At 57.3% G+C, this 24601-nt stretch carries 18 protein-coding genes; 7 read left to right on the top strand and 11 right to left on the bottom strand.

Features of this window, described 5'->3' with window-relative positions; genetic code table 11:
- Positions 1-6: 6 nt before the first annotated feature.
- Together GOW40_RS15485 and puuE are read right to left on the bottom strand one after the other, a co-directional pair.
- Positions 7-495, bottom strand: a complete 489-nt coding sequence (locus tag GOW40_RS15485) for an ureidoglycolate lyase (protein WP_171131550.1) — start codon at positions 493-495, stop codon at positions 7-9.
- Positions 492-1910: an allantoinase PuuE gene (gene puuE / locus GOW40_RS15480; RefSeq protein WP_171131552.1), complete on the bottom strand. Its 1419-nt coding sequence runs from the start codon at positions 1908-1910 to the stop codon at positions 492-494. The genes GOW40_RS15485 and puuE overlap by 4 nt, the downstream gene beginning before the upstream one ends.
- A 164-nt stretch (positions 1911-2074) precedes the next feature.
- Here puuE and uraH point away from each other — a divergent pair, with 164 nt between their 5' ends.
- Positions 2075-2431 carry a hydroxyisourate hydrolase gene (gene uraH / locus GOW40_RS15475; RefSeq protein WP_171131555.1) on the top strand — a complete coding sequence of 119 codons (357 nt, stop codon included), beginning with the start codon at positions 2075-2077 and terminating at the stop codon, positions 2429-2431.
- Between the two features lie 211 nt (positions 2432-2642).
- Here uraH and GOW40_RS15470 read toward each other — a convergent pair whose 3' ends face one another.
- Complete coding sequence (locus GOW40_RS15470; protein ID WP_171131557.1) at positions 2643-3563, bottom strand: LysR family transcriptional regulator; 921 nt, start codon at positions 3561-3563, stop codon at positions 2643-2645.
- Between the two features lie 96 nt (positions 3564-3659).
- On the opposite strand from GOW40_RS15470, the gene GOW40_RS15465 reads away from it, so the two are divergent.
- From GOW40_RS15465 to GOW40_RS15455, 3 genes are all read left to right on the top strand, one after another.
- The gene (locus tag GOW40_RS15465) at positions 3660-4883 is read left to right on the top strand and encodes a urate hydroxylase PuuD (protein ID WP_171131559.1); all 1224 of its coding nucleotides are present in this window, start codon (positions 3660-3662) and stop codon (positions 4881-4883) included.
- A 149-nt stretch (positions 4884-5032) separates the two neighbouring features.
- Positions 5033-6841 carry an autotransporter assembly complex family protein gene (locus GOW40_RS15460; protein WP_171131561.1) on the top strand — a complete coding sequence of 603 codons (1809 nt, stop codon included), beginning with the start codon at positions 5033-5035 and terminating at the stop codon, positions 6839-6841.
- Positions 6838-10929 (top strand): translocation/assembly module TamB domain-containing protein, encoded by a 4092-nt coding sequence (locus GOW40_RS15455; RefSeq protein ID WP_254444463.1) that lies wholly within the window; start codon positions 6838-6840, stop codon positions 10927-10929. The genes GOW40_RS15460 and GOW40_RS15455 overlap by 4 nt, the downstream gene beginning before the upstream one ends.
- Positions 10930-11011: 82 nt before the next feature.
- Here the strand turns inward: GOW40_RS15455 and GOW40_RS15450 are convergent, their stop codons facing one another.
- The 8 genes from GOW40_RS15450 to ychF form a co-directional block, all read right to left on the bottom strand.
- The gene (locus tag GOW40_RS15450; protein WP_171231081.1) at positions 11012-12016 is read right to left on the bottom strand and encodes a porin; all 1005 of its coding nucleotides are present in this window, start codon (positions 12014-12016) and stop codon (positions 11012-11014) included.
- Positions 12017-12424: 408 nt separating this feature from the next.
- The gene (locus GOW40_RS15445) at positions 12425-12934 is read right to left on the bottom strand and encodes a thioesterase family protein (RefSeq protein ID WP_171131565.1); all 510 of its coding nucleotides are present in this window, start codon (positions 12932-12934) and stop codon (positions 12425-12427) included.
- Positions 12918-13715 carry a cyclase family protein gene (locus tag GOW40_RS15440; protein WP_171131567.1) on the bottom strand — a complete coding sequence of 266 codons (798 nt, stop codon included), beginning with the start codon at positions 13713-13715 and terminating at the stop codon, positions 12918-12920. The genes GOW40_RS15445 and GOW40_RS15440 overlap by 17 nt, the downstream gene beginning before the upstream one ends.
- A 111-nt stretch (positions 13716-13826) precedes the next feature.
- Complete coding sequence (gene fdhF, locus GOW40_RS15435) at positions 13827-16610, bottom strand: formate dehydrogenase subunit alpha (RefSeq protein WP_171131570.1); 2784 nt, start codon at positions 16608-16610, stop codon at positions 13827-13829.
- Positions 16611-16622: 12 nt separating this feature from the next.
- On the bottom strand, positions 16623-18326 hold the full coding sequence (locus tag GOW40_RS15430) for an NAD(P)H-dependent oxidoreductase subunit E (RefSeq protein WP_171131572.1): 1704 nt from the start codon (positions 18324-18326) through the stop codon (positions 16623-16625).
- A gap of 87 nt (positions 18327-18413) precedes the next feature.
- Positions 18414-19292, bottom strand: a complete 879-nt coding sequence (locus GOW40_RS15425) for a LysR family transcriptional regulator (RefSeq protein ID WP_171131806.1) — start codon at positions 19290-19292, stop codon at positions 18414-18416.
- A gap of 149 nt (positions 19293-19441) precedes the next feature.
- The gene (locus GOW40_RS15420; RefSeq protein WP_171131575.1) at positions 19442-20146 is read right to left on the bottom strand and encodes an FkbM family methyltransferase; all 705 of its coding nucleotides are present in this window, start codon (positions 20144-20146) and stop codon (positions 19442-19444) included.
- A 368-nt stretch (positions 20147-20514) separates the two neighbouring features.
- Positions 20515-21612, bottom strand: coding sequence for a redox-regulated ATPase YchF (gene ychF / locus GOW40_RS15415; protein WP_171131577.1), 1098 nt, complete (start codon positions 21610-21612; stop codon positions 20515-20517).
- A 193-nt stretch (positions 21613-21805) separates the two neighbouring features.
- On the opposite strand from ychF, the gene GOW40_RS15410 reads away from it, so the two are divergent.
- The 3 genes from GOW40_RS15410 (at position 21806) to GOW40_RS15400 (ending at position 24503) form a co-directional block, all read left to right on the top strand.
- Positions 21806-22291, top strand: coding sequence for an acyloxyacyl hydrolase (locus tag GOW40_RS15410; protein WP_171131580.1), 486 nt, complete (start codon positions 21806-21808; stop codon positions 22289-22291).
- Positions 22292-22369: 78 nt separating this feature from the next.
- Positions 22370-23161 (top strand): tryptophan synthase subunit alpha, encoded by a 792-nt coding sequence (gene trpA, locus GOW40_RS15405; RefSeq protein WP_171131582.1) that lies wholly within the window; start codon positions 22370-22372, stop codon positions 23159-23161.
- 172 nt (positions 23162-23333) lie between these two features.
- A complete protein-coding gene (locus tag GOW40_RS15400; protein WP_171131583.1) occupies positions 23334-24503 on the top strand; it encodes an alpha-hydroxy acid oxidase in 1170 nt (389 codons plus the stop codon).
- Positions 24504-24601 lie beyond the last annotated feature (98 nt).

Genomic DNA, 24601 nt, shown 5'->3' with positions numbered 1-24601 from the left:
CTTCTGTCAACCGCTGACAACCTCGTAAGGCGCGTCGAACCAGAACTCTTCCAGATTGTCCCCAGCGCCGATGCGGTCAACCACCGCAAACAAACCTGGCCCATGCAAGGGCGTCAGAACCCCATGCCAGGTTCCGCGATGATAGTTCACCGCCTGCCCGGGCTGGGTCAGAAAAGCCTGTGGCCTTCCGGGCTGGCCGTTGTGATCCTCTGCGACAATCACCAGAAAAGGCTGGTAGGTCATCGGGATAAAGGCCTGACTGCCCTCAGGATGCCGTTCAACCATATCCAGGTGATACGGCAAAGCGCGCGGATTGGCGTTGAACAGGCTTATTCCGGCCCGCCCTTCCGCAAAATCCAGCTGCGCGCGATCATGGAACCGCTCACATTGCCCCTGGTTGATGATCTTGTCCGGCGCACCGCGCGTGTGGATCAAATCCCCAAACGGTGCGAAATTCTGGGCCGAGATCGGCTGAATCATGATCTGGCGGCTCATGACGGAAGCAGCTCGCGCAGGCGGAATTCGGCAATCCGTTCCACTTGGCGGCAGGCCTCGGCAAACTCTGTCTCGCGATCTTGTTCAATCCGCCGCTCAAAGGCCTGAAGGATCGACATCTTGTCATGGTCGCGCACCGCGATGATAAAAGGAAACCCGAATCGCGCGGTATAACGCTGGTTCAGATCCGTGAACTGCGCCCGCTCGGCGTCGGTCAACGCGTCCAACCCTGCCGAAGCTTGCTCGGCCGTGCTGTCCTGCGTCAATCTCTTCGCCTGCGCCAGTTTGCCTGCCAGGTCTGGATGTGCCGTAAGCACGCCCAACCTTTCTTCCTTGGTTGCGGATCGGAACATCCGACACAGGGCGTTGTGCACCCCACCCGCCGTGTCATGAGCCGGACCAAGTTCCAGTTCAAAGGCCCGCTCGGCAATCCAGGCAGAGTGTTCGAATACCCCGCCAAACCGCTCGACAAAGCTTGCCTTGCCCATCTCCGATGGTCTCGCCCGCGGCTCCGACGGATGGGTGCTGGCCCAATGCTTGGCAATCTGCAACCGCGTCGCGAACCAAACATCCGAGAACCCGCGCGCATAGTCCAGAAACCGCCGCAACGCCATGATACGCCCGGGGCGACCGATCAGACGGCAATGCAACCCAATGGACAGCATCTTTGGGGCACCCGCCTCACCCTCTTCGTAGAGCGCTTCAAAACTGTCTTTCAGATAGCTGAAGAACTGATCGCCCGCATTGAACCCTTGAGGGGTTGCAAAGCGCATATCGTTACAGTCCAGCGTGTAAGGTACGATCAACTGATCCCGCCCGCCGGTCTTCATCCAATAGGGCAAGTCATCCGCGTAAGTGTCTGCCACATAGTCAAAACCGCCCTCTTCCGCGACCAGACGCACGGTGTTTTCCGAACACCGCCCGGTATACCAACCGCGCGGGCGGGACCCGACCACCTCGGTATGCAGGCGGATCGCTTCGGCAATCTTCGCGCGCTCTTCGTCTTCGGGCATGTCTTTATGCTCAACCCATTTCAGCCCGTGGCTGGCGATCTCCCACCCGGCGTCTTTCATCGCGGCCACCTGATCCGGCGAACGCGCCAAAGCTGTTGCCACGCCATAAACCGTGATTGGCAAATCCTTCATCAGCCTGTGCAGACGCCAAAACCCGGCGCGTGCGCCATATTCATAGATCGATTCCATGTTCCAATGGCGCTGCCCTTGCCATTGCGCCGCGCCCACGATTTCAGACAAAAACGCCTCTGACGCGGCATCCCCGTGCAAAACACAGTTCTCACCGCCTTCTTCGTAGTTCAGCACGATCTGCACAGCCAACTTTGCGCCACCGGGCCATTTTGCATCCGGCGGTGTTGCGCCATAGCCGATCATGTCGCGAGGGTAACGAGGCGCTTGCATGGCATATTCCAATTCATCTTCGTGGTGAAAGCAGAGTTACCCTAGAAAATTCCGAAGGATTATCAAATCAATCCGAACGCAGTTTCCGGCGATTTCTACAGTTCCAAGGCGTTCGCGTTTGCGCCAGTGTAAAGCAAAAGCCGCTTAGACCTCAGGAGATCCCGATGGCAGGTTATTTGACGACCCATGTTCTGGACACAGCTCTTGGCCAACCTGCCCAAGGGATCAACATCGCGCTTTACCGCGTATCCGGGAACTCGCATCGCAAACTGATCGAACTTGAAACAAACGAGGATGGTCGAACAGACAGCCCGATCCTGCCACCGGAGAAGTTCAAAACGGGTACATATGAGCTGATCTTTTTCGCAGGCGACTATCTGCGTGCGACCGGCCAAGATGGGCCAGACCCCCTGTTTCTGGATCAGATCCCGATCCGGTTCGGCATGTCCGATCCTGAGGCGCATTATCACGTGCCGCTTCTTTTGTCGCCTTACGGCTATTCAACCTATCGCGGCAGCTGAGCTGTTTTGGTCGGGCTCCCGCCCGTCAGGCCCTCTTGTCAGAGGCCCTTCCCGTTGGGCCCAGCGCCGCGCCTTGCAGGCACGGCGCGGTTGCTATGGTGGACCAAGGGCACGCTCTCCCAATCCGACGCTACCGCGCCGCGGTTTTACCGCGGCGCCACGCCCAAAGCCGCGCAGGGCCGGAACGGCACAAGCGGGGGCGGGAGCGCTTTTAGCTGATATGCTCTGACTGCCTGACGAATTTCGCAATTCGTTCGATCATGAAATCCATGAACAGACGCGCCTTGGGATCCTGATGGCGGCGATGCGTGTAAAGGCAAGCCATTTGCACCGGCACTGGCGGTGTCTCGGGCGCAACGGGCACAAGCCGCCCGGCCTTTAGATGTTCGGCTACTTCAAAGACAGGTTTCAAAGCGATGCCCTGCCCGGCGACGGCCCAATCGGTCAGAACGTCGCCGTCATCGCATTCAAACCGACCCGAAACGGCAAACCGTTTTGGCCCGTCTGGTGTTTCCAGTAGCCACTGAAACTCGGACGCGCCCGGGTATCGCAGATTTAGACACTCATGTTTGTCCGAAACCAGAGCTGCGCCACCGGACGGCATTCCGCGGCGCGCGACATACTCGGGCGCGGCGCACAAAACGCGCTGGCAATCGGCGATTTTGCGGATGCGCAACGTGCTATCTTCGGGTTGCCCGATAAAAAACGCCAGATCCAAACCTTCCGTTGTCAGATCGACGGAACGATCGGTCAGGCGCAATCGAACATCGATCTCGGGGTATTGCGACAGAAACTCCGGCACATGCGGAGACAACAGACGCCGCCCGACCCCCAAAGGCGCCGCCACAAACAAAGAGCCCCTGGGCACTTCGGTCAGGTTCATGACCTGAGCCTCGGCATCATCGACCGCATCCAACACCCCCACGGCACCGGGGTAGAACGCCCTTCCCTGTTCGGTTGGCGTCAGGTTGCGCGTGGTGCGCTGGAACAGACGCACCCCCAAATGGTCCTCCAACTGCGATATCCGTGCGGATGTAACTGCCGGAGAAATACGCAAATCCCGTCCGGCTGCAGACATACTGCCCAAATCATAGACCCTGACAAAGGTGCGGATGTTGTCGAGATAGGACATCTTATCGTTTTTTTTGATACAGTTTGACAATATACGGGAATACCGAAGAAAACCCCGCTTGCCTAGTGTGGCGCCACCCTGTCGGAGAGCCCTTTCATGTATGATTTCGCGATTTTCTGGGATTGGATGGCCTTTGCCGTTCGGTGGCTGCATGTGATCACGGCCATCGCCTGGATAGGCTCGTCATTTTATTTTATCGCGCTGGATCTGGGGCTGAATCGCGACATTCCCGGCCCGGCAGACGGTGAAGAATGGCAGGTGCATGGCGGTGGCTTTTATCACATCCAGAAATACCTCGTCGCACCTGAGCGAATGCCGGACCATCTGACCTGGTTCAAATGGGAAAGCTATGCGACCTGGCTGAGCGGGGCCGCGCTGCTGATGATCGTCTATTGGGTCGGTGGTGAGCTTTATCTGATCGACGCGCAAAAGGCGGATCTGGCCTTGTGGCAAGGCATTCTGATTTCTGCGGCGTCCCTGACCATCGGGTGGTTGGTGTACGACTTCCTGTGCAAGTCGAGGCTGGGGCAACGCCCCACCCTGCTGATGATCCTGCTGTTTTGTCTGCTTGTGGGGATGGGCTGGGGCTATAACCAGATCTTCACCGGGCGCGCCATGATGCTGCATCTGGGCGCGTTTACCGCGACGATCATGACGGCAAATGTGTTCTTCATCATCATGCCAAATCAGCGGATCGTGGTGGATGATCTGAAAAACGGTCGCACGCCCGACCCCAAATACGGCAAGATTGCCAAGCTGCGATCGACCCATAACAACTATCTGACGCTGCCCGTCGTCTTCCTGATGCTGTCGAACCATTACCCGCTGGCCTTCGCGACCGAGTATAACTGGATCATTGCAGCCCTGGTGTTCTTGATGGGTGTCACCATCCGTCATTACTTCAACACCCGCCATGCCCGTGCCGGAAACCCGACCTGGACCTGGCTGGTCACGGCCCTGCTGTTCATCGCGATCATGTGGCTGTCATCAGCCCCCATGTATCAGCCGTTGGAAGAGGCAGAGGCCACCCCGCTGACATTGTACGAGCAACGCTTTGCCGCAGCCGAAGGGTTCGAAGAGGCCCATGACATCGTGCTTGGCCGGTGTTCCATGTGTCATGCGCGCGAACCGGTGTGGGAGGGTATTCTATGGGCCCCTAAAGGTGTTTTGCTTGAAACCGAGGCCGACATTGCGCGCAATGCCCAGCAGATCTATTTGCAGGCCGGAGTGACCCATGCCATGCCACCGGCCAACGTCACCTACATGGAACCCGAAGACCGCGCCGCTCTGATCCGCTGGTTTCGCAACGCCGATCTATGAGGTCGGGCTCAATATTTGCCAAAATTGGTGGCTCGACACACAAATTATGCTTCCCCCAGCCTACGTCTGATGATCTAATATAGGAATAACAATATATCGCCCCGGATAAGGGCGATGAGATCGATTTTCGCTTGGGGCGGTGGAAACGCATGACATTCACGGGCAAGCCTATTGGCGCTTTGGGGCGGTGTTTGGTTTTCACTGTTGCCACTTTTGTGCCCGGCTTTGCAGCAGCATTGGACGTCTCGCTTTCGGCCCCTGGCGCGCCAAAAGAGTTGGTCAGCCGGTTGGAAGAGACCTCTTCTGTTTTCACCGCCGACTCTCGTGGCCTCGACACATCAATAGAGGTGCTGTCTGCCGCACTATCGGATTACCGCACGATCGTCCAGATCATGTATTACGAGGGCTATTTCAGCCCTGTTGTCAGCATCAAGCTGGATGGTCAGGAAGCCGCAAAAATCAATACGCTGGAAGCTCCTGCGCAATACAAGACCGCGACCATTCTTGTCACACCCGGGCCTACATTCACCTTTGGCGAGGCCATTCTCGCGCCTGTTGCACCAGATACCGTTGTTCCCGAAGAATTCGCGACTGGCAAGCGCGCGACCACGGGTGCCATTCAGCAGGCCGCATCCGCAGGTGTTCAGGGCTGGCGCAATGCCGGTCATGCCAAGGCAGAGGTTGAGGGCCAGCGTATCATTGCGCGGCACGCTCAGGCTCGGCTGGATGCAGATATAGAACTGTCCCCTGGGCCGCGCCTGACCTTCGGCAAGATGATCATCGAAGGCGACAGCCGGGTGCGCCACCGGTCGATCGAAAAGATTGCAGGTTTCCCTACAGGCGAGGTTTATTCGCCCGAGCAAGTTCAAAAGGTCGGGACCCGACTGCGGCGCACGGGTACATTCTCGGTCGTTTCCTTGACAGAGGCGGAAACGCCAAACCCCGACGGCACGCTGGACTTTACCGCTACGTTCGAAGACCTTCCGCCACGCCGCCTGACCTTTGGAGCGGAAATCGCTTCGCGCGATGGCTTGGACCTGAGCGCAACATGGACCCATCGGAATGTCTTTCGCAGGGCCGAGCGCCTTCGGTTTGAGGCCACCCTGCGCAATATCGGCGGAGCGGAAAACCTGGACGGCAGGATTGGCCTGCGACTGGATCAACCGGATCGTCTGGGCCCCGATGACAACACGTTCTGGAGTGCGTTGCTGGAGCGCAGAAACACAGAGAACTACAATGTCACACTGGCTTCGGTGACCTATGGTGCAAGGCGCACGTTTTCAGACAGGCTCTATGCCGAAGCGTCTTTCGGTTTCCAGTATTCGGACGCGGATGATGCGTTTGGAAGCGGCCGAAAGTTCCGCTATCTGGTTCTGCCTGTGCGATCCGAATGGGACCAACGCGACAGCAAGGTCAGTGCAACGCGGGGCTATTATCTGGATTCGCAAGTCATGCCTTTTGCCGGTTTGTCAGAAACGGACAGCGGTATTCGCTTGTTCTTTGATGGGCGTGCCTACAACGATCTGGGCACAAATGGCCGCCTTGTCCTGGCGGGGCGGGTTCAGATCGGTTCGGTGCTTGGACCATCGCTTGACGGCGTGACACCCGATTTTCTGTTCTTCTCGGGGGGGGCCGGAACGGTGCGCGGGCAACCATTTGAAAGCCTGGGCATCCCAATTGGAACCGGTGTTGTCGGAGGCAAGTCCTTTGTTGGCCTGTCCGCGGAAGTGCGAGGCAAGGTCACGGATGCGCTGTCTTTGGTCGGGTTCTACGACTTTGGCGTTGTTGATACCTCGTCTTTCGTGGGCAGCGGTGCGGAACAACATTCTGGTGCCGGTTTGGGTGTGCGCTATGATTTAGGTGGCTTTGGCCCGTTGCGCTTTGACCTTGCGCTGCCGGTTCAGGGCACAACGGGCGACGGATTGCAGTTTTATCTTGGGATCGGGCAGGCCTTTTGAGACGTGAGACCGCATATCCTCTGCTGATCGCTGCTTTGGCGATCTGCGCGCCCGCTCCGCTGGCTGCGCAGGATGACGGCGGTGGTAGCATGATCGAGCGGTTCCTGCAGGACACTTTATCCGGCGATGATCAGAACGTACGCGTGATCGGGCTCGAAGGTGCGCTCAGCTCACGCGCCACGATCCAGGAAATCACCGTTGCGGACAATGAAGGTGTTTGGCTGACGATCAAAGGCGCCGAGTTGGATTGGAACCGCTTGGCACTGATCCGCGGGCGCTTCTCTGTAAATGCCTTGACGGCACAAGAAATCGATATCGCCCGCGCACCTGGCACCACGACCAAGACCGAGACGGAAACACCTTCGGCTGAGGTTACGCCGTTTCAATTGCCTGAGCTGCCGGTCGCAATTCAAATCGGCGAGTTGCGCGTCGACGACCTGTCTTTGGGCGAGCCTTTGATCGGTGTTGCGGCTGAGTTGAAGATCGAGGGCAATTTGTCTCTGGCAGATGGCACTTTGGACACTTCACTCGATATCGACCGCGTGGACCGTGCCGGGGATACAATCGACCTGAAAGCTGGGTTCAGCAACGCCACTCGCGAAATCGATCTTGATCTGACCGTATCAGAGGCATCCGGGGGCCTGATATCGACCGCGCTGGGGATCCCTGACAGCCCGCCGCTGAGCGTCACCGCCAAAGGGGCTGGTCCGGTGACTGATTTCACAGCTGATATCGGCGTTAGCAGCGATGAATTCCAACGATTGAGTGGTCGGGTTCAGCTGCGCTCTGCTGTGCCAGATGGGACGATTGCGGACGGGATTGCCTTTACCACAGACATCGGTGGCGATCTGACACCGTTCCTGGCCGAAGAGATGGATACCTTCTTCGGCACCGAGACCAAGGTTTTCATAGACGGGCAGACACAGGCGGATGGTGGGCTCGATATCTCGGACATCGAAATCACGGCGCAGGCGCTAAAGCTGGAAAGCCAATTGAAACTGGCAGCAGGCGGTGCCTTGCAACTGATTGCGGTTCAAGGCCGGATCACACCGCCCGAAGGCGACCGTGTCGTCTTGCCGGTCAGTGGTGGAAAAACCTCCATCGGGGCGGCACAGCTGTCGGCGCTGTTTGATGCTCAGAACGGAAACCTGTGGGATCTGAGCTTGACCGCCAATGATGTCGATGCGGATCAAATCAATCTGGACCGCGCGCAAATCGCAGGTCAGGGGACCTTGGATCAAAGCAACGGCTTTGCCATCGACGGCGACCTTCAAGCGGCGCTGGACGGCATAAACATGTCTGATCCAGCACTGACAGCGGCCATCGGAAACCGGGTAACCCTTGATGGTCTGTTTGACTATGGCGACGATCAAACGCTGACCCTGTCTGGTTTCGAGCTGATCGGCAGCGACTACCAACTGGAAGCGGATGCGGTTGTCACTGGCCTGTCCACCGGTTTGCGGATAGATGGCTCAGCTTCGGTTCGCGCCGATGACCTGTCGCGCTTTTCCGACATCGCCCAACTCGATCTGGGTGGTGCTGCATCCCTTTCTGTCACCGGGGCCGGTTCTCCGCTGGAGGGCAGCTTTGATGCTAAGATTCAGGTGGACGGACGTAACCTGTCAACTGGCCGCGACGACATCGACCCTGTGATCGAAGGTGAGACACAGATCTCGGTCGATGCAAAGCGCGATACAAACGGTATCACCATTCGGGACTTTTCGATCACCTCGCAAGCTTTGACAGCGCAAGCCGATGGAGTTGTGACGACACCTGATGGCAATCTGACCATCGACGGGCAGGCCAATGTCGACGCACGCGATCTTTCGATCTTTGCCGGTCTTGCACGGCAGGACCTGAGTGGCGCGTTGCAAGCCAAGGTAAACGGTAAAGGCACGGTTCAAACGCTTGAGTTTGACGGCACCGCGAACATCGTAGGCGACAACGTCCAGACCGGACTGGAACAGTTCGACCCACTTCTGACCGGCACGGTGAAGATTGACTTTGACGGTGCGCGCAGCGGTGATCAAATCACGATCCGTTCTGCATCCGTGAACGGGGCCGCTGCGACGGCCGAAATTGCCGCAACCATCGAGAACCTCAGCGCAGACCCCAACGTTGATGGTCAGGCCAGGGTGACCGCACCTGACCTGTCTGTGTTTTCGGGCTTGGCGCAGCGTGATCTTTCGGGTTCGCTGCAGGCGCAGGTGCAGGGCAAGGGCGATGCCGCCACCAAATTGTTTGATGTGCAGGGCAATCTGACCGCAGATGACATCACCACCGGGATCGACGTGCTGGATAACCTCGTTCAAGGTCGCACGGCCTTGGTTGTGGATGCCGAAAATTCGGACGACGGCCTTAATGTCCGCAATTTTCGCCTGACCGGCACTGCGCTTAGCGCTGACGCGTCTGGCCAATTGGACCGCGCTGCCGGGGGGCTGGATTTTTCCGCGCGATTGGACGATCTCGCGCGCTTGTCGGCCAGCCTGTCTGGCCCCCTGCAACTGAGCGGGAATGTTGCGCCGACATCCACCGGATTTGAAGGCAATGCCAGCCTGCAAGCCTCCAACAGCTCTTATGCCAATCTGATCGGGAGCGTGGAAACGAATGGCGACGCCGATCTGGATTTCGAGGCGCGTCTGAACCAGCTTGAACGGTTTGTTCCCGAATTCCCGGGAACAATTTCGGCCAATGGCGCGGCCCGGCGCGATGCCGGCGTCTGGACTATTGACGCCAAGGCTGAAGGGCCGGCGCAGATCAACTCGACCGTGGCCGGAACCTTTGACGAAAGCGCGGGAACGGCTGATCTGAAGATGCAAGGCGGCCTGAACATTGCTGTGGCAAACGCGTTCATTTCACCCAACACTTTAGAGGGAACAGCGCGGTTCGACCTTGCCTTGAATGGCGCTCCTTCACTGGCAGCGCTGAGCGGGACGATTTCTACGTCGGGGTCAACCATGGCAATCCCCGGCGCAGGACAAACCATCACCGGCATCGGCGGATCTATCAATATTGCACAAAGCCAAGCCAATATTGCGTTGCAAGGCGGGCTGCGCGCAGGTGGCGGGTTTACCATCAACGGCCCAGTCGGCCTGACCCCGCCGTTCAACGCGCAGGTCACCACCTCGTTGAACAGCTTGGTGCTGACAGACAGGCTGTTATACGAAACGACGCTGGATGGTCAGATTGTCTTTAACGGCGCTCTGGCAGGCAACAGTTCGTTGGCCGGTCAGATCAATTTTGGTGAAACGAATATCAACCTCGCGGCTGCATCGGGCGCTGTCGGGGCGGCCCCTATTCCCACTATTGAACATACTGGTGAAAACTACGCGAGCTATGTCACCCGCGAACGCGCTCAGTTGGTGGAAAAGGCAGAAAGCAGCAAAAGCGATTCCCGAATAGCCCTTGATATCAACCTGCTTGCGCCCAAGGCCGTCTTTGTTCGCGGGCGCGGTGTGAACGCAGAGCTTGGCGGGCGCATCAATATCGGGGGCAGTTCGGCGGCTGTTGTGCCTTCGGGTCAGATCGAATTGATCCGGGGCAATATCGACATTCTGGGCCGCCGCCTGGCGCTGACCAAAGGTGTCGTGACGCTGCAGGGCGACCTGACGCCATACATCGAGTTCGAATCCTCAACCAGCACGTCCGACGGTACCGCAACAATCGAAATTGCTGGGCCCTTGGATTCGCCGGAAGTTGATGTGTTCTCTGATCCCGAGCGCCCGTCCGAAGAAGCCCTCGCGATGCTCCTTTTCGGCAACCGTGTGTCCGAGCTTTCACCCTTCGTCATCGCTCAGATGGCTGCGTCGCTGGCGCAGTTGAGTGGCGCGGGCGGTGATGCCACCAAGGGCGTGCGAGATGCGACGGGCGTGGATACCATCGATCTTGGCACTACGTCAGGCGGTGGCGGCAGGCTAGGCGCTGGAGCTTATCTGAGCGACAATCTTTATACTGACTTCACGGTTAACACCGAAGGCGACACCGAGGTGAACCTGAACCTTGACGTGACCGACAACGTAACCGTCCGTGGAACTGTCGACGGGACCGGTGACACCGGCCTGGGTATCTTTTTTGAACGGGACTATTGATCCCAAACGACACAGATCTGTACCGATAAAAGAAAAGGGCGGGTCCAAAGACCCACCCTTCGAGACGCGCAATTTCGCCTGATTAGAAGTTGAAGAGAACACCGAAGTCGGCTTGCAACGTGCTATCCGATGCCAGACCGCGTTCCGACTGACCGATACCCCCGCGAAGGGATGTACCACCACCCAAGTCATAGACGACACCGATGCCATATTGTTCCAGATCATCGGCACCGGTACCGTCGCCATAGGCAAAGGTCAGAGTCGTTGCGGAACCGATCTTGTAGGATGCAGATACACCATAGGCGGTTCCGTCACGATCCGCATTCAGCACGTCGTCATCCGCCAAGAACAATGTCCCGAAGAAGTCGCCGAACTCAGCACCCAGAGTAAAGACTGTCAGGCTTTCAGTGCCGAAAACCAGATCGCTTTCACCATAGGCCAACGCTGCCGTAATGTTGTCGAACGTATAGGAAACACTGACATCCCAGCGATCTGCGTCTTGAGCCACGCCGCCCAACGCAACAGTCTGCTGGTCGTAAGAGGCACCAAAGGCGAAGTCACCGACGGCATACTGGAAGAACACCGCGTTCGAACCGGAACCAGTCGATGAGTACTCGAGGAAACTGTAGTCTACGCCAGAATACTGCCCGATGAACTCTTCCAGACCCGGCTCGACACCAAAATAGTTCGGCAGGTTGTCAAACGCACCTGCCACGTTGCCAGCATCTACACGCAAACCACCGTAAATCACCGAGAACCGCGCACCGTTCAAACCGGCCTCATTCGCTTCACCCGTACCCGAATCTTCGTCGGCCTGAAGCCTGACACGACCCGAAAACTCAACACCACCATCTGTCTCGGCGTTTACGTCAATGTTCAGACGGAACCGCGAAACAAGGATGGTTTCATCAGTGTCCACGGTGGTCGTGCCAGCGGATGCACCTCCCGCGGTGAAATTTTGAACATCACTGGTACGGTCTTCCTCATACCCCAGACCAAACCGCGCAAAGCCGCTGAAGTTAATTTCTGCGCTTGCAACACCTGCAGTGGCAATCAGTGCCGTTGTTGCGTAGAGAACGTTTTTCATGGTTCTTTTCCATCAATTCGTGAGAGAGCGAGCTATCAATTTTGGCTCGTCGCCTCTTCCGACGAAAGCAGTTGAGTCGCAACACACCCGAAACCCTTATTTTCAACGACCCAAGGTTCAAAGCCGCTACCAACCCCAACGCTTGTGGGGCTTGAGCTTTCACTTCATCCACTCGGGAAACCTGAAAACGGGCTTAAATACTGAGGAATTTCGCATCTGCAGAAAAATCTGAGGTTGCTTTTCGAAATCCGCCACGACAATCCATCGCGGCGAACGCGTTTGCCGAAACGAAGAGAAACGTCCGAAAAGACACAGCCGGAAAGATCATATTTTTGTGTACCGGTCCAATTATTGAAAACGGCTTTTTTGTTCCTATCACAATCCAATCGGTTGGCTTTTTGAGACTGCCTAACGTCTTATCCCGATTGACTGACCGATCTGAGGCTCTGTTTCCAAATTGCTATGGTCCTGCACCATCCTGATCAGGCGATTTGCTGCCCATTCTGGATAGGCCACTGACCTGCCTGTTGCATGACTGACATTCATGAACAACGCCTCTTGTGTGGCACAAAGCTGATCCCCGGTCTCCGCTATCATCTGCGCAAAATAGTGTCCGCGTTTGTGATCGGCGTCGAGCATACGAAACCGAAAGTAAAATCGTTCATCCCGTCGGATCTCACGCAGAAAATTGATATGGGACTGAAGGATATAGGGCCCCTGCCCCAGCGCCTTCACCTGCGGCTCACCCAAACCGAGTTGTTCGACCATCAGCCGTTCCAGACCGATGTCAAACGCCACCCCGTAGAACCCGACATTCATATGATTGTTATAGTCGAGCCAGTCCGGGAGGACTGAAAAACCGCTCAATTCTATCGGTGCATCATAGGGACCGTCATGGCCGCTAAGAGGGTCGGTCATCTGTATCCTCCTCAAAAATCGCCACTGCGCGGACGAACCCGGCAGAGGCCCCTTTGATCTTGAACGGAAAGCAGGAAATTTCGAACCCTGTAGGTGGCAGGTCTTCAAGGTTGGTCAGCTTTTCGATGTGACAATAGCCGATCTCCATCGACGCGCGATGGCCTTCCCAGATAATCGAGGGGTCTTGTGTCTCCGCATATTCCTGCGCGGTCAGCGGGAAAGGAGCGTCCCAGCTCCAAGCGTCGGTGCCCGTCACGCGCACGCCGCGTTTGGTCAGATAAAGCGTCGCCTCGCGCCCCATGCCGCAGCCTTTCATCAGGTAGTCAGGCTGCCCATAGCGGGTTCCAGCCGAGGTGTTCACCACCACAATATCCAGCGGCCGCAGTTCATGCCCAATGCGCTTGAGTTCCGCCGCAACATCCGCCGCAGTCGCAACATATCCGTCGTCAAAATGGCGGAAATCCAATTTTACGCCGGGATTCATGCACCATTCCAAAGGAACCTCGTCGATCGTGATCGCGCGCTCGCCTTTGTTCATGGTCGAGTGATGATGATACGGCGCGTCCAGATGCGTGCCGTTATGGGTCGCAATCTGCAGCCGTTCGATGGCCCAGCCTTCGCCGCCCGGAAGATCATGTTTTTGCAGACCGGGAAAGAACCCCATGACCTGTTCGGCGGTCTGGTCGTGGGTCAGATACTCGATTTCGGGCAGCATGATGGGTGGGTCGGATACGATCCCGGTTTCCAAGGGCACGGATAAATCGACGAACCGGCGGGCCATATGCTCTCCCCTTTCCCAGACGCGAACAGGGTTGGCCGCAAGTAACCATCTGTCAAGGCACGAAAAAGACGGGCCGTTTCGGGCCCGCCTCTTGATGCAACGGTGGTCCGGTCACTCTGCGGCGACGGCGTTTTCGATCTTTTCCACCCGGATCGCCGAGAATTTGAACTCGGGGATTTTGCCATAAGGGTCGATGGCCGAGTTGGTGAGGATATTTGCCGCCGCCTCGACATAGGCAAAAGGAATGAACACCATATCCTCTGCAATCGCCCTGTCGGCGCGTACCATGATGTCAATGCTGCCGCGACGGGTGGTCAGGCGGATCGTTTCACCCGGTTCGATCCCCATCAGCTTGAGCGTGCGCGGGTTCATGGAACAGTTTGCCTCGGGTTCGACCGCATCCAGAACCTTGGCACGGCGGGTCATCGACCCTGTGTGCCAGTGTTCGAGTTGACGACCCGTGGTGGCAATCATCGGATAGTCCTCGTCCGGGGCCTCATCCGGTGGGATGATGCTGGCCGGCGTGAACTTTGCCTTGCCTTCAGCGCGCGGGAAACCGTCACCAAACACAATCGACTGGCCAGGATCCGTTTCGCTGAGCGAAGGATAAGTGATCGACTCGGTCTCGAGCCGTTCCCAGGTGATGTTGTCCAGAGATTCCATTGTCAGCTTCATTTCGGCAAAGACTTCAGACACATCGGTATAGTCCCAATTCAGCCCAATGCGCTGCGCCAGTTCAACGGTGATCGCCCAATCCTCTCGCGCCTCGCCCGGTGGGGCCACGGCGGGCCGCACACGCTGCACCTGACGGTTGGTGTTCGAGACGGTGCCGTTTTTTTCATAAAGCGCCGAGGCAGGCAGGATGATGTCGGCATAGTTCGCAGTTTCGGTCAGGAAGATATCCTGCACGATCATCAACTCCAGCTTTTCCAGCGCCGCGCGGGCGTGGTTGACATCAGGGTCCGACATCGCCGGGTTTTCGCCCAGAATATACATGCCTTTGATATTTTTGGCATAAATCTGATCGATAATCTCGGTAACGGTCAGGCCCTTCTCGTTCGAAAAGTCCTCCGAGCCCCATACCGCATTGAACTGCGCGCGGATGTTATCATCGGTGACCGTCTTATAGTCAGGCAGAAACATCGGGATCAGACCCGCGTCCGAGGCCCCCTGAACATTGTTCTGTCCCCGCAGCGGGTGCAGACCCGCGCCCGGCTTGCCGACATTGCCGGTCATCAGCGCAAGACTGATCAGGCAGCGCGAATTGTCCGTGCCGTGAATGTGCTGACTGACGCCCATACCCCAAAAGATCAAACCGGCCTTGGCCTGCGCGAAGGTGCGCGCGACGCGGCGCAGTTGTTCCGGTTCGATCCCGCAAATCGGGGCCATCGCCTCGGGCGTGAAGGCACGCAGGTGCTCTTTCTCGGCCTCCCAGTTCTCGGTCCAGCGGTGGATATACTGGCTGTCATACAGCTCTTCTTCAACGATCACATTCATGATCGCATTCAGCATCGAGACATCGGCACCGGGACGGAATTGCAGCATCTCGGTCGCAAACTTGCGCATCCCAACCCCGCGCGGATCCATCACGATCAGCTTGCCGCCGCGCTTGGTGAACTGTTTGAAATAGGTCGCCGCAACGGGGTGGTTTTCAATCGGGTTGGCCCCGATGATGATCGCCACATCCGCATTTTCAATCTCGTTGAAGGTCGCGGTCACCGCGCCCGAGCCCACGTTTTCGATCAGAGCGGCAACCGACGAGGCATGACACAAACGGGTGCAGTGATCGACGTTGTTGTGCTTGAACCCCTGCCGGATGAGCTTTTGGAACAGATAGGCTTCTTCATTGGTGCATTTGGCCGAGCCAAAGCCCGCGACGCTGCGAGGATCCTGATCGCGCAGCGCCATCAGCTTGGAAGCGGCCAGATCCATCGCTTCGTCCCACGTTGCCTCACGGAAATGAGTGCTGAGGTTGGCGGGATCGACATTCAGACCCTTGGGCGGTGCATCCTCACGCCGGATCAGCGGTTTGGTCAGGCGATGCGGGTGGTGGATATAGTCAAAGCCGAACCGACCCTTGACGCACAGGCGGCCTTCATTGGCAGGGCCGTTGATGCCTTCGACATATTTGACCTTACCGTCCTTGACCTTCAGCGACACCTTGCAGCCCACACCGCAGAACGGACAGACGCTTTCGGTTTCGCTGTCATAGTCCTTGCTGTCGCCCCGTTGCTGATCGTCCAAAACGGTGGCGGGCATCAGCGCGCCGGTCGGGCAGGCTTGCACGCATTCGCCACAGGCCACGCAGGTGGAATCGCCCATCGGGTCGTTCTGATCGAACACCACCTGTGCCATATGACCGCGCCCGGCCATGCCAATCACGTCATTGACCTGCACGTCGCGGCAGGCACGGACGCAGAGGTTGCAGTTGATGCAGGCATCCAGATTGACCCGCATCGCCACATGGCTGTCATCCAGCAGCGGGATTTTCTCGGGCTCTTTCGCCGGGAAACGGCTGTCCGAGACACCGTTCAGCTTGGCCATATCCCAGAAATGGCTGGAGGCGTCGTGAGGTTGATCCGGCTGATCGGCGACCAGCAACTCCATCACCATCGCGCGCGATTTCTCGGCCCGGTCGGTGTCGGTCTTGACCACCATACCCTCAACAGCGGGCCGGATACATGAGGCAACCAAAGTGCGCTCGCCCTCGACCTCAACCATACAGGCGCGGCAATTGCCGTCGGGTTTGTAGCCGGGTGCCGGTTTGTGGCACAGATGCGGGATGACCAGTCCACGACCATTGGCCGCTTCCCAGATCGTGGTGCCCTCGGGCACGGTGACGTCATCGCCGTTCAGGTTGAAGGTGACGGTCTTGGTCGGGCTTGCATCAAGCATGGCTGTCTTCCCTCAGATTTCGTCGGCGAAATGCTTCATGACCAGGCGGATCGGGTTCGGGGCCGCCTGCCCCAGACCGCAGATCGAGGCATCGCCCATGACCTGGCACAGATCCTCCAGCAGGTCTTGATCCCACTTGTCCGCCTGCATCAGCTTGACCGCTTTTTCGCAGCCTGCGCGGCAGGGCGTACACTGGCCGCAGCTTTCATCTTCGAAAAACCGCAGCATGTTCAGCGCTGCGTCGCGGGCTGTGTCCTGATCGGATAGAACCACCACCGCCGCTGAGCCGATGAAGGTGCCATGCGGTTGCAGTGTGTCGAAATCCAGCGGGATATCGTCCATCGACGCAGGCAACAGGCCCGAGGACGGGCCACCCGGTTGATAGGCCTTGAAGGTTTGCCCTTCGATCATGCCCCCGGCTGCTTCGATCACGTCAAGAATGGTCGATCCGGCGGGTAACAGGTAGACACCGGGCTTCGCAACGCGGCCGGAAACAGAATAGCTGCGAAGACCCACACGGCCATTCTTTTCCGTGCTGCTCAGGCATTCCGGCCCCTCACGGCATACCTTGGCCACCCAATAGAGCGTTTCGACATTGTGCACCAATGTGGGGCGGTTGAAGACCCCAACTTGCGCCACAAAGGGCGGACGGTGACGCGGCAGGCCCTTTTTGCCTTCGATGGATTCGATCATCGCGGATTCTTCACCGCAGATATAGGCACCGGCCCCGCGTCGCAGGTCGATATACCTAGGCGCGACGATCCCGGCCTGTTCCAGCGCGGCAATCTCGCGGCGCAGAATCTCCAGCACGGCGGGGTATTCGTCACGCATATAGATAAAGCAGGTCTCGGCCTCGACCGCCCAGGCAGCGATTAGCATTCCTTCGAGGAACAGATGCGGCGTACGCTCCAGATAGTAACGGTCTTTGAACGTGCCCGGCTCACCCTCATCCCCATTCACGGCCAGATAGCGCGGACCCTCGTTCATCCGAACAAAACCCCATTTCTTGCCCGACGGGAAACCGGCGCCGCCCAAGCCACGCAGCCCAGAGGACAAGATGTCTTCCTGCACCTTCTCCCAATCGCCGCTGGCGCGCAGGTTCTTCAGCTTGGCGTATCCACCATTGGCCGCATAGGCCGCGAAGGTCTCATAATCCGGCAGATGCGCGTGAGTATCACCCGCAGCGATGGCCGCCTGCACTTTTTCAGGGGTCGCGTGGTCGATATGATTGTGCCCGATCTCAAGCACCGGAGCGGTGTCGCAGCGCCCCATGCAGGGCGCGCGCAGCACACGCACCTGCGACGGGTCCAGCCCATCCTCTAGCGCCTGTTTCAGCTGCTGCGCCCCGGCCATTTCGCAAGACAGGGAATCACAGACCCGAATGGTCAGCGCGGGGGGAGGTGCCTCATCTTCTTTCACCACATAAAAATGGGCATAGAAGGTGGCGGTCTCATAAATCTCGGCCTGCCCGACTCGCATTTCAACTGCCAGAGCGGCAATATGGTCGGCGCTGATATGGCCGTGGGCATCCTGGATCAAATGCAGAAATTCGATCAGCAGATCGCGGCGGCGCGGCCGGTCGCCCAGCAGGCGCATAATCTCGGCCTGCGCCTCATCCGTGAACTGGCGGCCCTTGGGCGTGTGCCGCCCCTTGCCTTTACCTGACTTCCAGACGCCCTTGGGTGCGCCCGATGGCTTGGTATCTAATGGTGCCATGATGCCCTCCGATTGAGCCTCGTGTCTCATCAGAGTATCATATCGTCAAATCGCTTATCGAAATCACACGATAACGACATCTTATCACTATAAAGACGTCACCACCGCGCGCAAAGCGGCAACTGTGGGCAGCTCCGGCTGGCGTGCCAGGGTCGCCATGCAGATCGGTTTGCTGACCACCGGTTCGATCAGAGGCAAGACCTTTGTGCCCTCCAGATCACCCAATGCGTGTACCAGAACGCTGGGCACCACAGTGGCCGCCAACCCTTCGCGTGCCATAACCATGGATGCGGTAAAGCCGCTGGTTTCGGCGACAATGTCCGGGTGCAGGCCCTGGTCGGAAAAAATTCGATCCAGAATACGTCGGTTCTGCATCTGTGGCTCCAGCAGGCTAAGCGGAAACTCAGCCACCCGCGCCCAGGGAATCGGCCCGGTTTCATCGGCCATATGAGACGGCACCAGCACCACATAGGTTTCTTCGTACAAAGGCTGCACCTGCCGCAGATCAGTGCCGATACTGTCGCCATAGGTGATCCCCGCATCCAGACTACCCTCGTCCAGCCGGTGCTGAATGGCGGTTGAGGACATCGTCTCAATCCGCGTGACGATCCGAGGATGCGCCTGCCGCAGATGTGTAATCAACTGCCCGGTAAAAGCGATGGCCGTCGGGATCACACCCAGGATAAGCGTCCCGGTTATCTCGCCTTTTGAGGCGAGAACCTGCTGCTCCAGCGCCTTCGCCTCATCCAGAATACGCCGCGCCCGCTGCACGATCATCTCGCCCTCTTCGGTCAAACCCTGGAACCGATTGGCCCGACGCACGATCGAGACGCCCAGCCGGTCTTCAAGATTTCGGATACGCATCGAGAAAGCAGGCTGCGAAATCCCGCACTCCTCGGCGGCCTTGGCAAAATGCCGATGCCGCGCAAGGGCGTTCAGGAGCTGGAGGTCGCGGATTTCGATCATCAATAACAAAACTTACTCACAGTTGAGTCGCACAATAACCAGCTCTGGCCCAGAATCGAAAACGATTGCTGACCAAGGGCCAAAAGGATGAGCAAAAATGAAATTTAGAGGCACCAATCGCCCAGAACGCGGTGTCACACACTGACCACCTAGTCTTCCAGAAACAAACTCGCCTGATCACAGTCCGCTTTTACATACCAATCGTCGACCCTGCTAAGATTTGGCCAAACGCGGAAGAACCCTTTTGATTCCAGCAAACTGGCCAATCCTTGACGCATCTCTGTACGGCTGTGTTCGACACACAGTGTTTGCACATCCCATCTTTCGAAATCGAAGGCTTCGAGGATATGCAACTCAGACCCTTCGGTATCGACCGACATAAAGTGAATTGTCTCAGGCGCATTTGACTCAAGCAGCAAGTCATTCAAGGAAATCGTCTCGACCTCAATGGGCGCGACCAAGCGCTTCCCTTCCCTCTCTTGTCGGTCATCTGGTTCGATATGAGCGATACGGCCAAGCAAAGCACGTTTGGGCGCCAGAAACTCAATCGTTTCACCTGTCACCGAGTAAACGCATTTCGTGGATGTCGCACAATTTCGGTTTTCGACCAACTCGGCAGCAAATCTTGGGTTGGGTTCGGCGACCACGCCAGACCAGCCGAATTCTTTTTCAAGCATATAAGTATTGCTGAGCGAAATACCGTTGGCCGCCCCGAACTCGACAAAATAGGGGTTTTGGACGCCGCGATTTACCCAAGCGGCCCATAAATCCTGAATGTGTTGAGACTTAGAAAGTCCCACCAAAGGCAACGCAAAACATAGAAAATCCTGGAATGCTGGAAGCTCATCGCCCATGTCCCGAGCCAGGCCAAAGATTTTCTCGACCGCCCTCGCGCTTTCAAGGCTACATTCAACCGTGCTCAGCGGTGTTCTGTTTTCTGAAACCACGTTGTTCCCTCGATATGATGCAAAGCTATGTCTGGTGTGACGCGTTTTTCAGATGCTTCCGCACCCATAATCGGAATACGAAAAGCTGGATACAGATTAAAGTCTAACTTTGCTCTCGGCGCCGTAGGCCGATACACCCGCTAAAGGTTCCAGCGCAACGCATTTCTTTGACCGGCAAATGCTTCTGCGAAGCGCGCGCGCACGACCGGAAAAACCGCCTCTAATCCCACATACCCATCTTGATGATCAGCGCATTCAGATCGCGCGGACCATTCTCAGGTATTGAACAGAAAATGCATCACGTCGCCGTCCTTGACGATATAGCTCTTGCCTTCGGCTCGCATCTTGCCTGCCTCTTTGGCACCCTGCTCACCATTGGCGGCGACATAATCGTCATAAGCGATGGTCTCGGCACGAATGAAACCTTTTTCAAAGTCGCCATGGATCACACCAGCGGCTTGCGGCGCTGCGGTGCCGGTGCGGATGGTCCAGGCGCGGGCCTCTTTCGGGCCGACGGTGAAATAGGTCTCTAGTTTCAGCAGGTCATAGCCTGCGCGGATCAGCCGATCGAGACCGGGTTCTTCCAGACCCATTTCTTCAAGGAACATCTGGGCTTCATCATCTTCCAGCAGGCTGATCTCTTCTTCAATCTTGGCGCTGATGATGACGTGTGAGTTGCCCTGAGCCGCGGCCATCTCGGCCACTTTGGCGGAATAAGCGTTGCCCTCGGCGGCTTCTTCTTCGGACACGTTGCAGACATAAAGCACCGGTTTGGTGGTCAGCAGTTGCAACATCTTCCAGGCTTTGGCGTCCTCGTCCGCAACCTCGACCAGACGCGCGGGCTTGCCGCTTTCCAGCATGGCTTGCGCCTCGGCCAGCAGGCGGTCCTGCTGCTGGGCCTCTTTGTCATTGCCCTTGAGCTTGCGCACCAGATTGGCGCGACGCTTTTCGATACTTTCCAGATCGGCCAGCATCAGCTCGGTCTCAATCGTGTCGGCATCGGCCACCGGATCGACGCGGCCATCCACATGGGTCACGTCGCCATCTTCGAAACAGCGGAGCACATGGGCGATGGCATCGGTCTCACGGATATTGGCCAGGAACTGGTTGCCCAGCCCTTCACCCTTTGAGGCGCCTTTGACCAGACCGGCAATGTCCACAAAGGTCATCCGCGTTGGAATGATCTGTTTCGAAGAGGCAATCTCGGCCAGTTTGTCCAATCGATCATCAGGCACCGCCACATCGCCGACATTTGGTTCAATGGTGCAAAACGGGAAATTCGCTGCCTGCGCAGCGGCGGTCTTGGTCAACGCATTAAACAAGGTCGACTTGCCCACATTGGGCAGACCCACGATTCCCATTTTAAAGCCCATTGCGGCCTCCTGAAGCATACGACGGCGTCTTCTAGGCAGCTCTGTGAAAATGCGCAACCCAAGGGATGGGATTGAAAGAAGCGGGAAGCACCTTCACGGACGTGTTACGCCTTTTGTTTTAGCGTGAGTTGAACTTACCGGTGAACCTTCCCCAAGTTTCCAATCACTGTTCAATTTTTACAAAGACATCCCCATGAAAACGACACTCACACTTATTGCGCTGACTTTGGCAGCGACTGCGGTACAAGCAGAATCCATTATTTTGGGTGCGGGCTACAAAGATTTCTCTAACAGCAATGGCGACGATCAGGCGACTTTTTCCCTAGAATACCAGCACCGACCTTTCCACGAAGCTACGCGATTTAGCGCCGGCTTGGGAGCATCCCTGACGTTCGATACAGCGGGTGATACGCATATCGCGGCTGGCTTGGTCGGTATCTATTCGTTCTCGGACCGCTGGTTCGCGGAGCTGAGTGTAATGCCGGGCTATTTCAACGCCTCGGACAACGACAATGATCTGGGCGGTAACTTCCAGATCCGAAGTCTGTTGGGTGTCGGCTACTCTCTGGACAATGGCAACGCCATCTCACTGGCTGTGACACATTTTTCAAATGCCAGCACAGATAGCTTCAACCCGGGTGTGAACGCCGTGTTCCTGAGGTATCATATCGGGTTTTAGGCTGAACCGTACCGGTGGGATTGATTTCCGGCCAAAGTTTCTGCACATCATGCTTGAACCTGAAGACAAGGACAGCAGATGACCCGTATCGACGCAAAATTCGCCGCTTTGAAGGCCGATGGAAAAAAGGCGTTTGTTGCCTATGTGATGGCCGGGGACCCTGACTTTGACACTTCATTGGAAATCGTTAAAGGGTTGCCCGGTGCCGGTGTCGACGTGATCGAGTTGGGCTTGCCCTTCACGGACCCGATGGCGGACGGCCCTACCATTCAAGCGGCAGGTCAGCGTGCCCTGGATCAGGGGATGACCTTGCAACGCACGCTTGATCTGGCCCGACAGTTCCGCGAGACAGATGACACCACACCCATCGTCCTGATGGGATATTACAACCCGATCTACAGCCGCGGGGTCGATACCTTTCTGGCCGAGGCAAAAGCCGCGGGCATCGATGGCCTCATTGTCGTGGACCTGCCGCCAGAGGAAGACGCCGAGCTGTGTTTGCCGGCGCAAGCCGCCGGGTTGAACTTTATACGATTGGCTACTCCTACCACCGATGACGCTCGCCTGCCGCGCGTTTTGCAAAACACATCAGGCTTCGTCTATTATGTGTCGATCACCGGGATTACAGGTTCCGCCGAGGCGCAGGCCACCGATGTTGGGCCCGAAGTTGCCCGGATCAAGGCAGCAACCGAGCTTCCCGTGATCGTCGGGTTCGGCATCAACACTCCGGAACGATCGCGCAATATCGCCAGCGTGTCTGACGGCGCGGTTGTTGGTTCGGCGATTGTCAGCCAAATCGCAGCAGGTAAACCTGTTCAGGATGTCTTGAGCTTTGTCAAAACCCTATCCGATGGGGCACATTCCGCCTAACGTCTGCCGCCTGAAACTGGCCGTTCGACACTGGAATTCAGCACCATTGCGCCGCAGCTGACACAGGTCAGCTGCGGCTTTTCGTTTCAGGCCCCAATAGACCACCGCTTGGCAGTTGCAGCAGCCCTGGTAAATTGGTAAAGTTATTTAACCAATCAAAAGAGCCCTCTTCATGCCAGTCATTACAAATATCGACGACCTCAAACGGATCTACGAGCGCCGCGTCCCACGCATGTTTTTCGACTATGCAGAAAGCGGCAGTTGGACCGAGCAAACCTTCCGCGAGAACAGTTCCGACTTTGAAGACATCCGTCTGCGCCAGCGCGTGGCCGTTGACATGACTGGCCGCACAACAGCAACGCAAATGATCGGCGAAGACGTGGCCATGCCCGTCGCTTTGGCTCCTGTTGGCCTGACCGGCATGCAGCACGCGGATGGTGAGATCAAGGCAGCCAAGGCGGCAGAAGATTTCGGCGTGCCCTTCACATTGTCGACGATGTCCATCAACTCGATCGAGGATGTGGCGGAAGCGACAAGCAAACCTTTCTGGTTCCAACTCTACACCATGAAAGACGAGGATTATGTCAATCGCCTGATTCAGCGCGCCAAAGACGCGAACTGTTCAGCACTTGTAATTACGCTTGACCTGCAGATCCTGGGGCAGCGCCACAAGGATCTGAAAAACGGCCTGTCTGCGCCGCCCAAATTGACACCCAGAACCATTGCAAACCTGATGACGAAATGGGCCTGGGGCATTGAAATGCTGGGCGCTAAACGACGCGAGTTCGGCAATATCGTGGGGCATGTGGACACCATCACGGACACCACCTCTTTGGGCACCTGGACCGCAGAGCAGTTTGACCCGAGCCTGGATTGGGGCAAGGTCGAGAAGCTTATGGAAAAGTGGGGCGGCAAAGTAATCCTCAAAGGCATTCTGGACGCCGACGACGCCAAGATGGCCGCCAAGTTGGGCGCTGATGCCATTGTTGTGTCAAACCATGGTGGGCGGCAGTTGGACGGGGCGCTCAGCTCGATCCGTGTGTTGCCTGAAATCATGGATGCGGTGGGATCCGATATCGAGGTTCATCTCGACAGCGGCATCCGGTCTGGTCAGGACGTGCTGAAGGCGTTGGCCCTCGGCGCCAAAGGCACCTTTATCGGCCGCGCCTTCATCTATGGGCTGGGCGCGATGGGGCAGAAAGGTGTCACCACGGCGCTAGAGGTCATACGTAAGGAGCTGGATACGACCATGGCACTCTGCGGTGAGCGTAATGTAAGCGCACTTGGCCGACACAACCTGCTGATCCCCGAAGATTTCGGTGGACGATGGCAAGAGAAATAACAGCAAAAGCGGGCGCTGCCCCCGACGCGGCAAGCTGCGACTCTCCCGGATATTTGCGGTCAGATGAAGCAGGGGCTCCGTTCTTCATCTGGCGATAA

The organism is Ruegeria sp. HKCCA6707 (assembly GCF_013033515.1).
GTDB lineage: Bacteria > Pseudomonadota > Alphaproteobacteria > Rhodobacterales > Rhodobacteraceae > Ruegeria.
Note: the sequence above shows the minus strand (reverse complement) of the source record. Positions and strands in the feature narration are given on the sequence as shown.

What these genes read in the sequence shown, in the direction of transcription:
- GOW40_RS15410 (WP_171131580.1), top strand. Translation starts at nt 21,806, where the DNA reads ATGAAAACGACACTCACACTTATTGCGCTGACTTTGGCAGCGACTGCG.
- GOW40_RS15430 (WP_171131572.1), bottom strand. Translation starts at nt 18,326, where the DNA reads ATGGCACCATTAGATACCAAGCCATCGGGCGCACCCAAGGGCGTCTGG.
- GOW40_RS15420 (WP_171131575.1), bottom strand. Translation starts at nt 20,146, where the DNA reads ATGGGCGATGAGCTTCCAGCATTCCAGGATTTTCTATGTTTTGCGTTG.
- GOW40_RS15485 (WP_171131550.1), bottom strand. Translation starts at nt 495, where the DNA reads ATGAGCCGCCAGATCATGATTCAGCCGATCTCGGCCCAGAATTTCGCA.
- uraH (WP_171131555.1), top strand. Translation starts at nt 2,075, where the DNA reads ATGGCAGGTTATTTGACGACCCATGTTCTGGACACAGCTCTTGGCCAA.
- GOW40_RS15440 (WP_171131567.1), bottom strand. Translation starts at nt 13,715, where the DNA reads ATGGCCCGCCGGTTCGTCGATTTATCCGTGCCCTTGGAAACCGGGATC.
- ychF (WP_171131577.1), bottom strand. Translation starts at nt 21,612, where the DNA reads ATGGGCTTTAAAATGGGAATCGTGGGTCTGCCCAATGTGGGCAAGTCG.
- puuE (WP_171131552.1), bottom strand. Translation starts at nt 1,910, where the DNA reads ATGCAAGCGCCTCGTTACCCTCGCGACATGATCGGCTATGGCGCAACA.
- GOW40_RS15400 (WP_171131583.1), top strand. Translation starts at nt 23,334, where the DNA reads ATGCCAGTCATTACAAATATCGACGACCTCAAACGGATCTACGAGCGC.
- GOW40_RS15450 (WP_171231081.1), bottom strand. Translation starts at nt 12,016, where the DNA reads ATGAAAAACGTTCTCTACGCAACAACGGCACTGATTGCCACTGCAGGT.
- trpA (WP_171131582.1), top strand. Translation starts at nt 22,370, where the DNA reads ATGACCCGTATCGACGCAAAATTCGCCGCTTTGAAGGCCGATGGAAAA.
- GOW40_RS15425 (WP_171131806.1), bottom strand. Translation starts at nt 19,292, where the DNA reads ATGATCGAAATCCGCGACCTCCAGCTCCTGAACGCCCTTGCGCGGCAT.
- GOW40_RS15460 (WP_171131561.1), top strand. Translation starts at nt 5,033, where the DNA reads ATGACATTCACGGGCAAGCCTATTGGCGCTTTGGGGCGGTGTTTGGTT.
- fdhF (WP_171131570.1), bottom strand. Translation starts at nt 16,610, where the DNA reads ATGCTTGATGCAAGCCCGACCAAGACCGTCACCTTCAACCTGAACGGC.
- GOW40_RS15465 (WP_171131559.1), top strand. Translation starts at nt 3,660, where the DNA reads ATGTATGATTTCGCGATTTTCTGGGATTGGATGGCCTTTGCCGTTCGG.
- GOW40_RS15445 (WP_171131565.1), bottom strand. Translation starts at nt 12,934, where the DNA reads ATGACCGACCCTCTTAGCGGCCATGACGGTCCCTATGATGCACCGATA.
- GOW40_RS15470 (WP_171131557.1), bottom strand. Translation starts at nt 3,563, where the DNA reads ATGTCCTATCTCGACAACATCCGCACCTTTGTCAGGGTCTATGATTTG.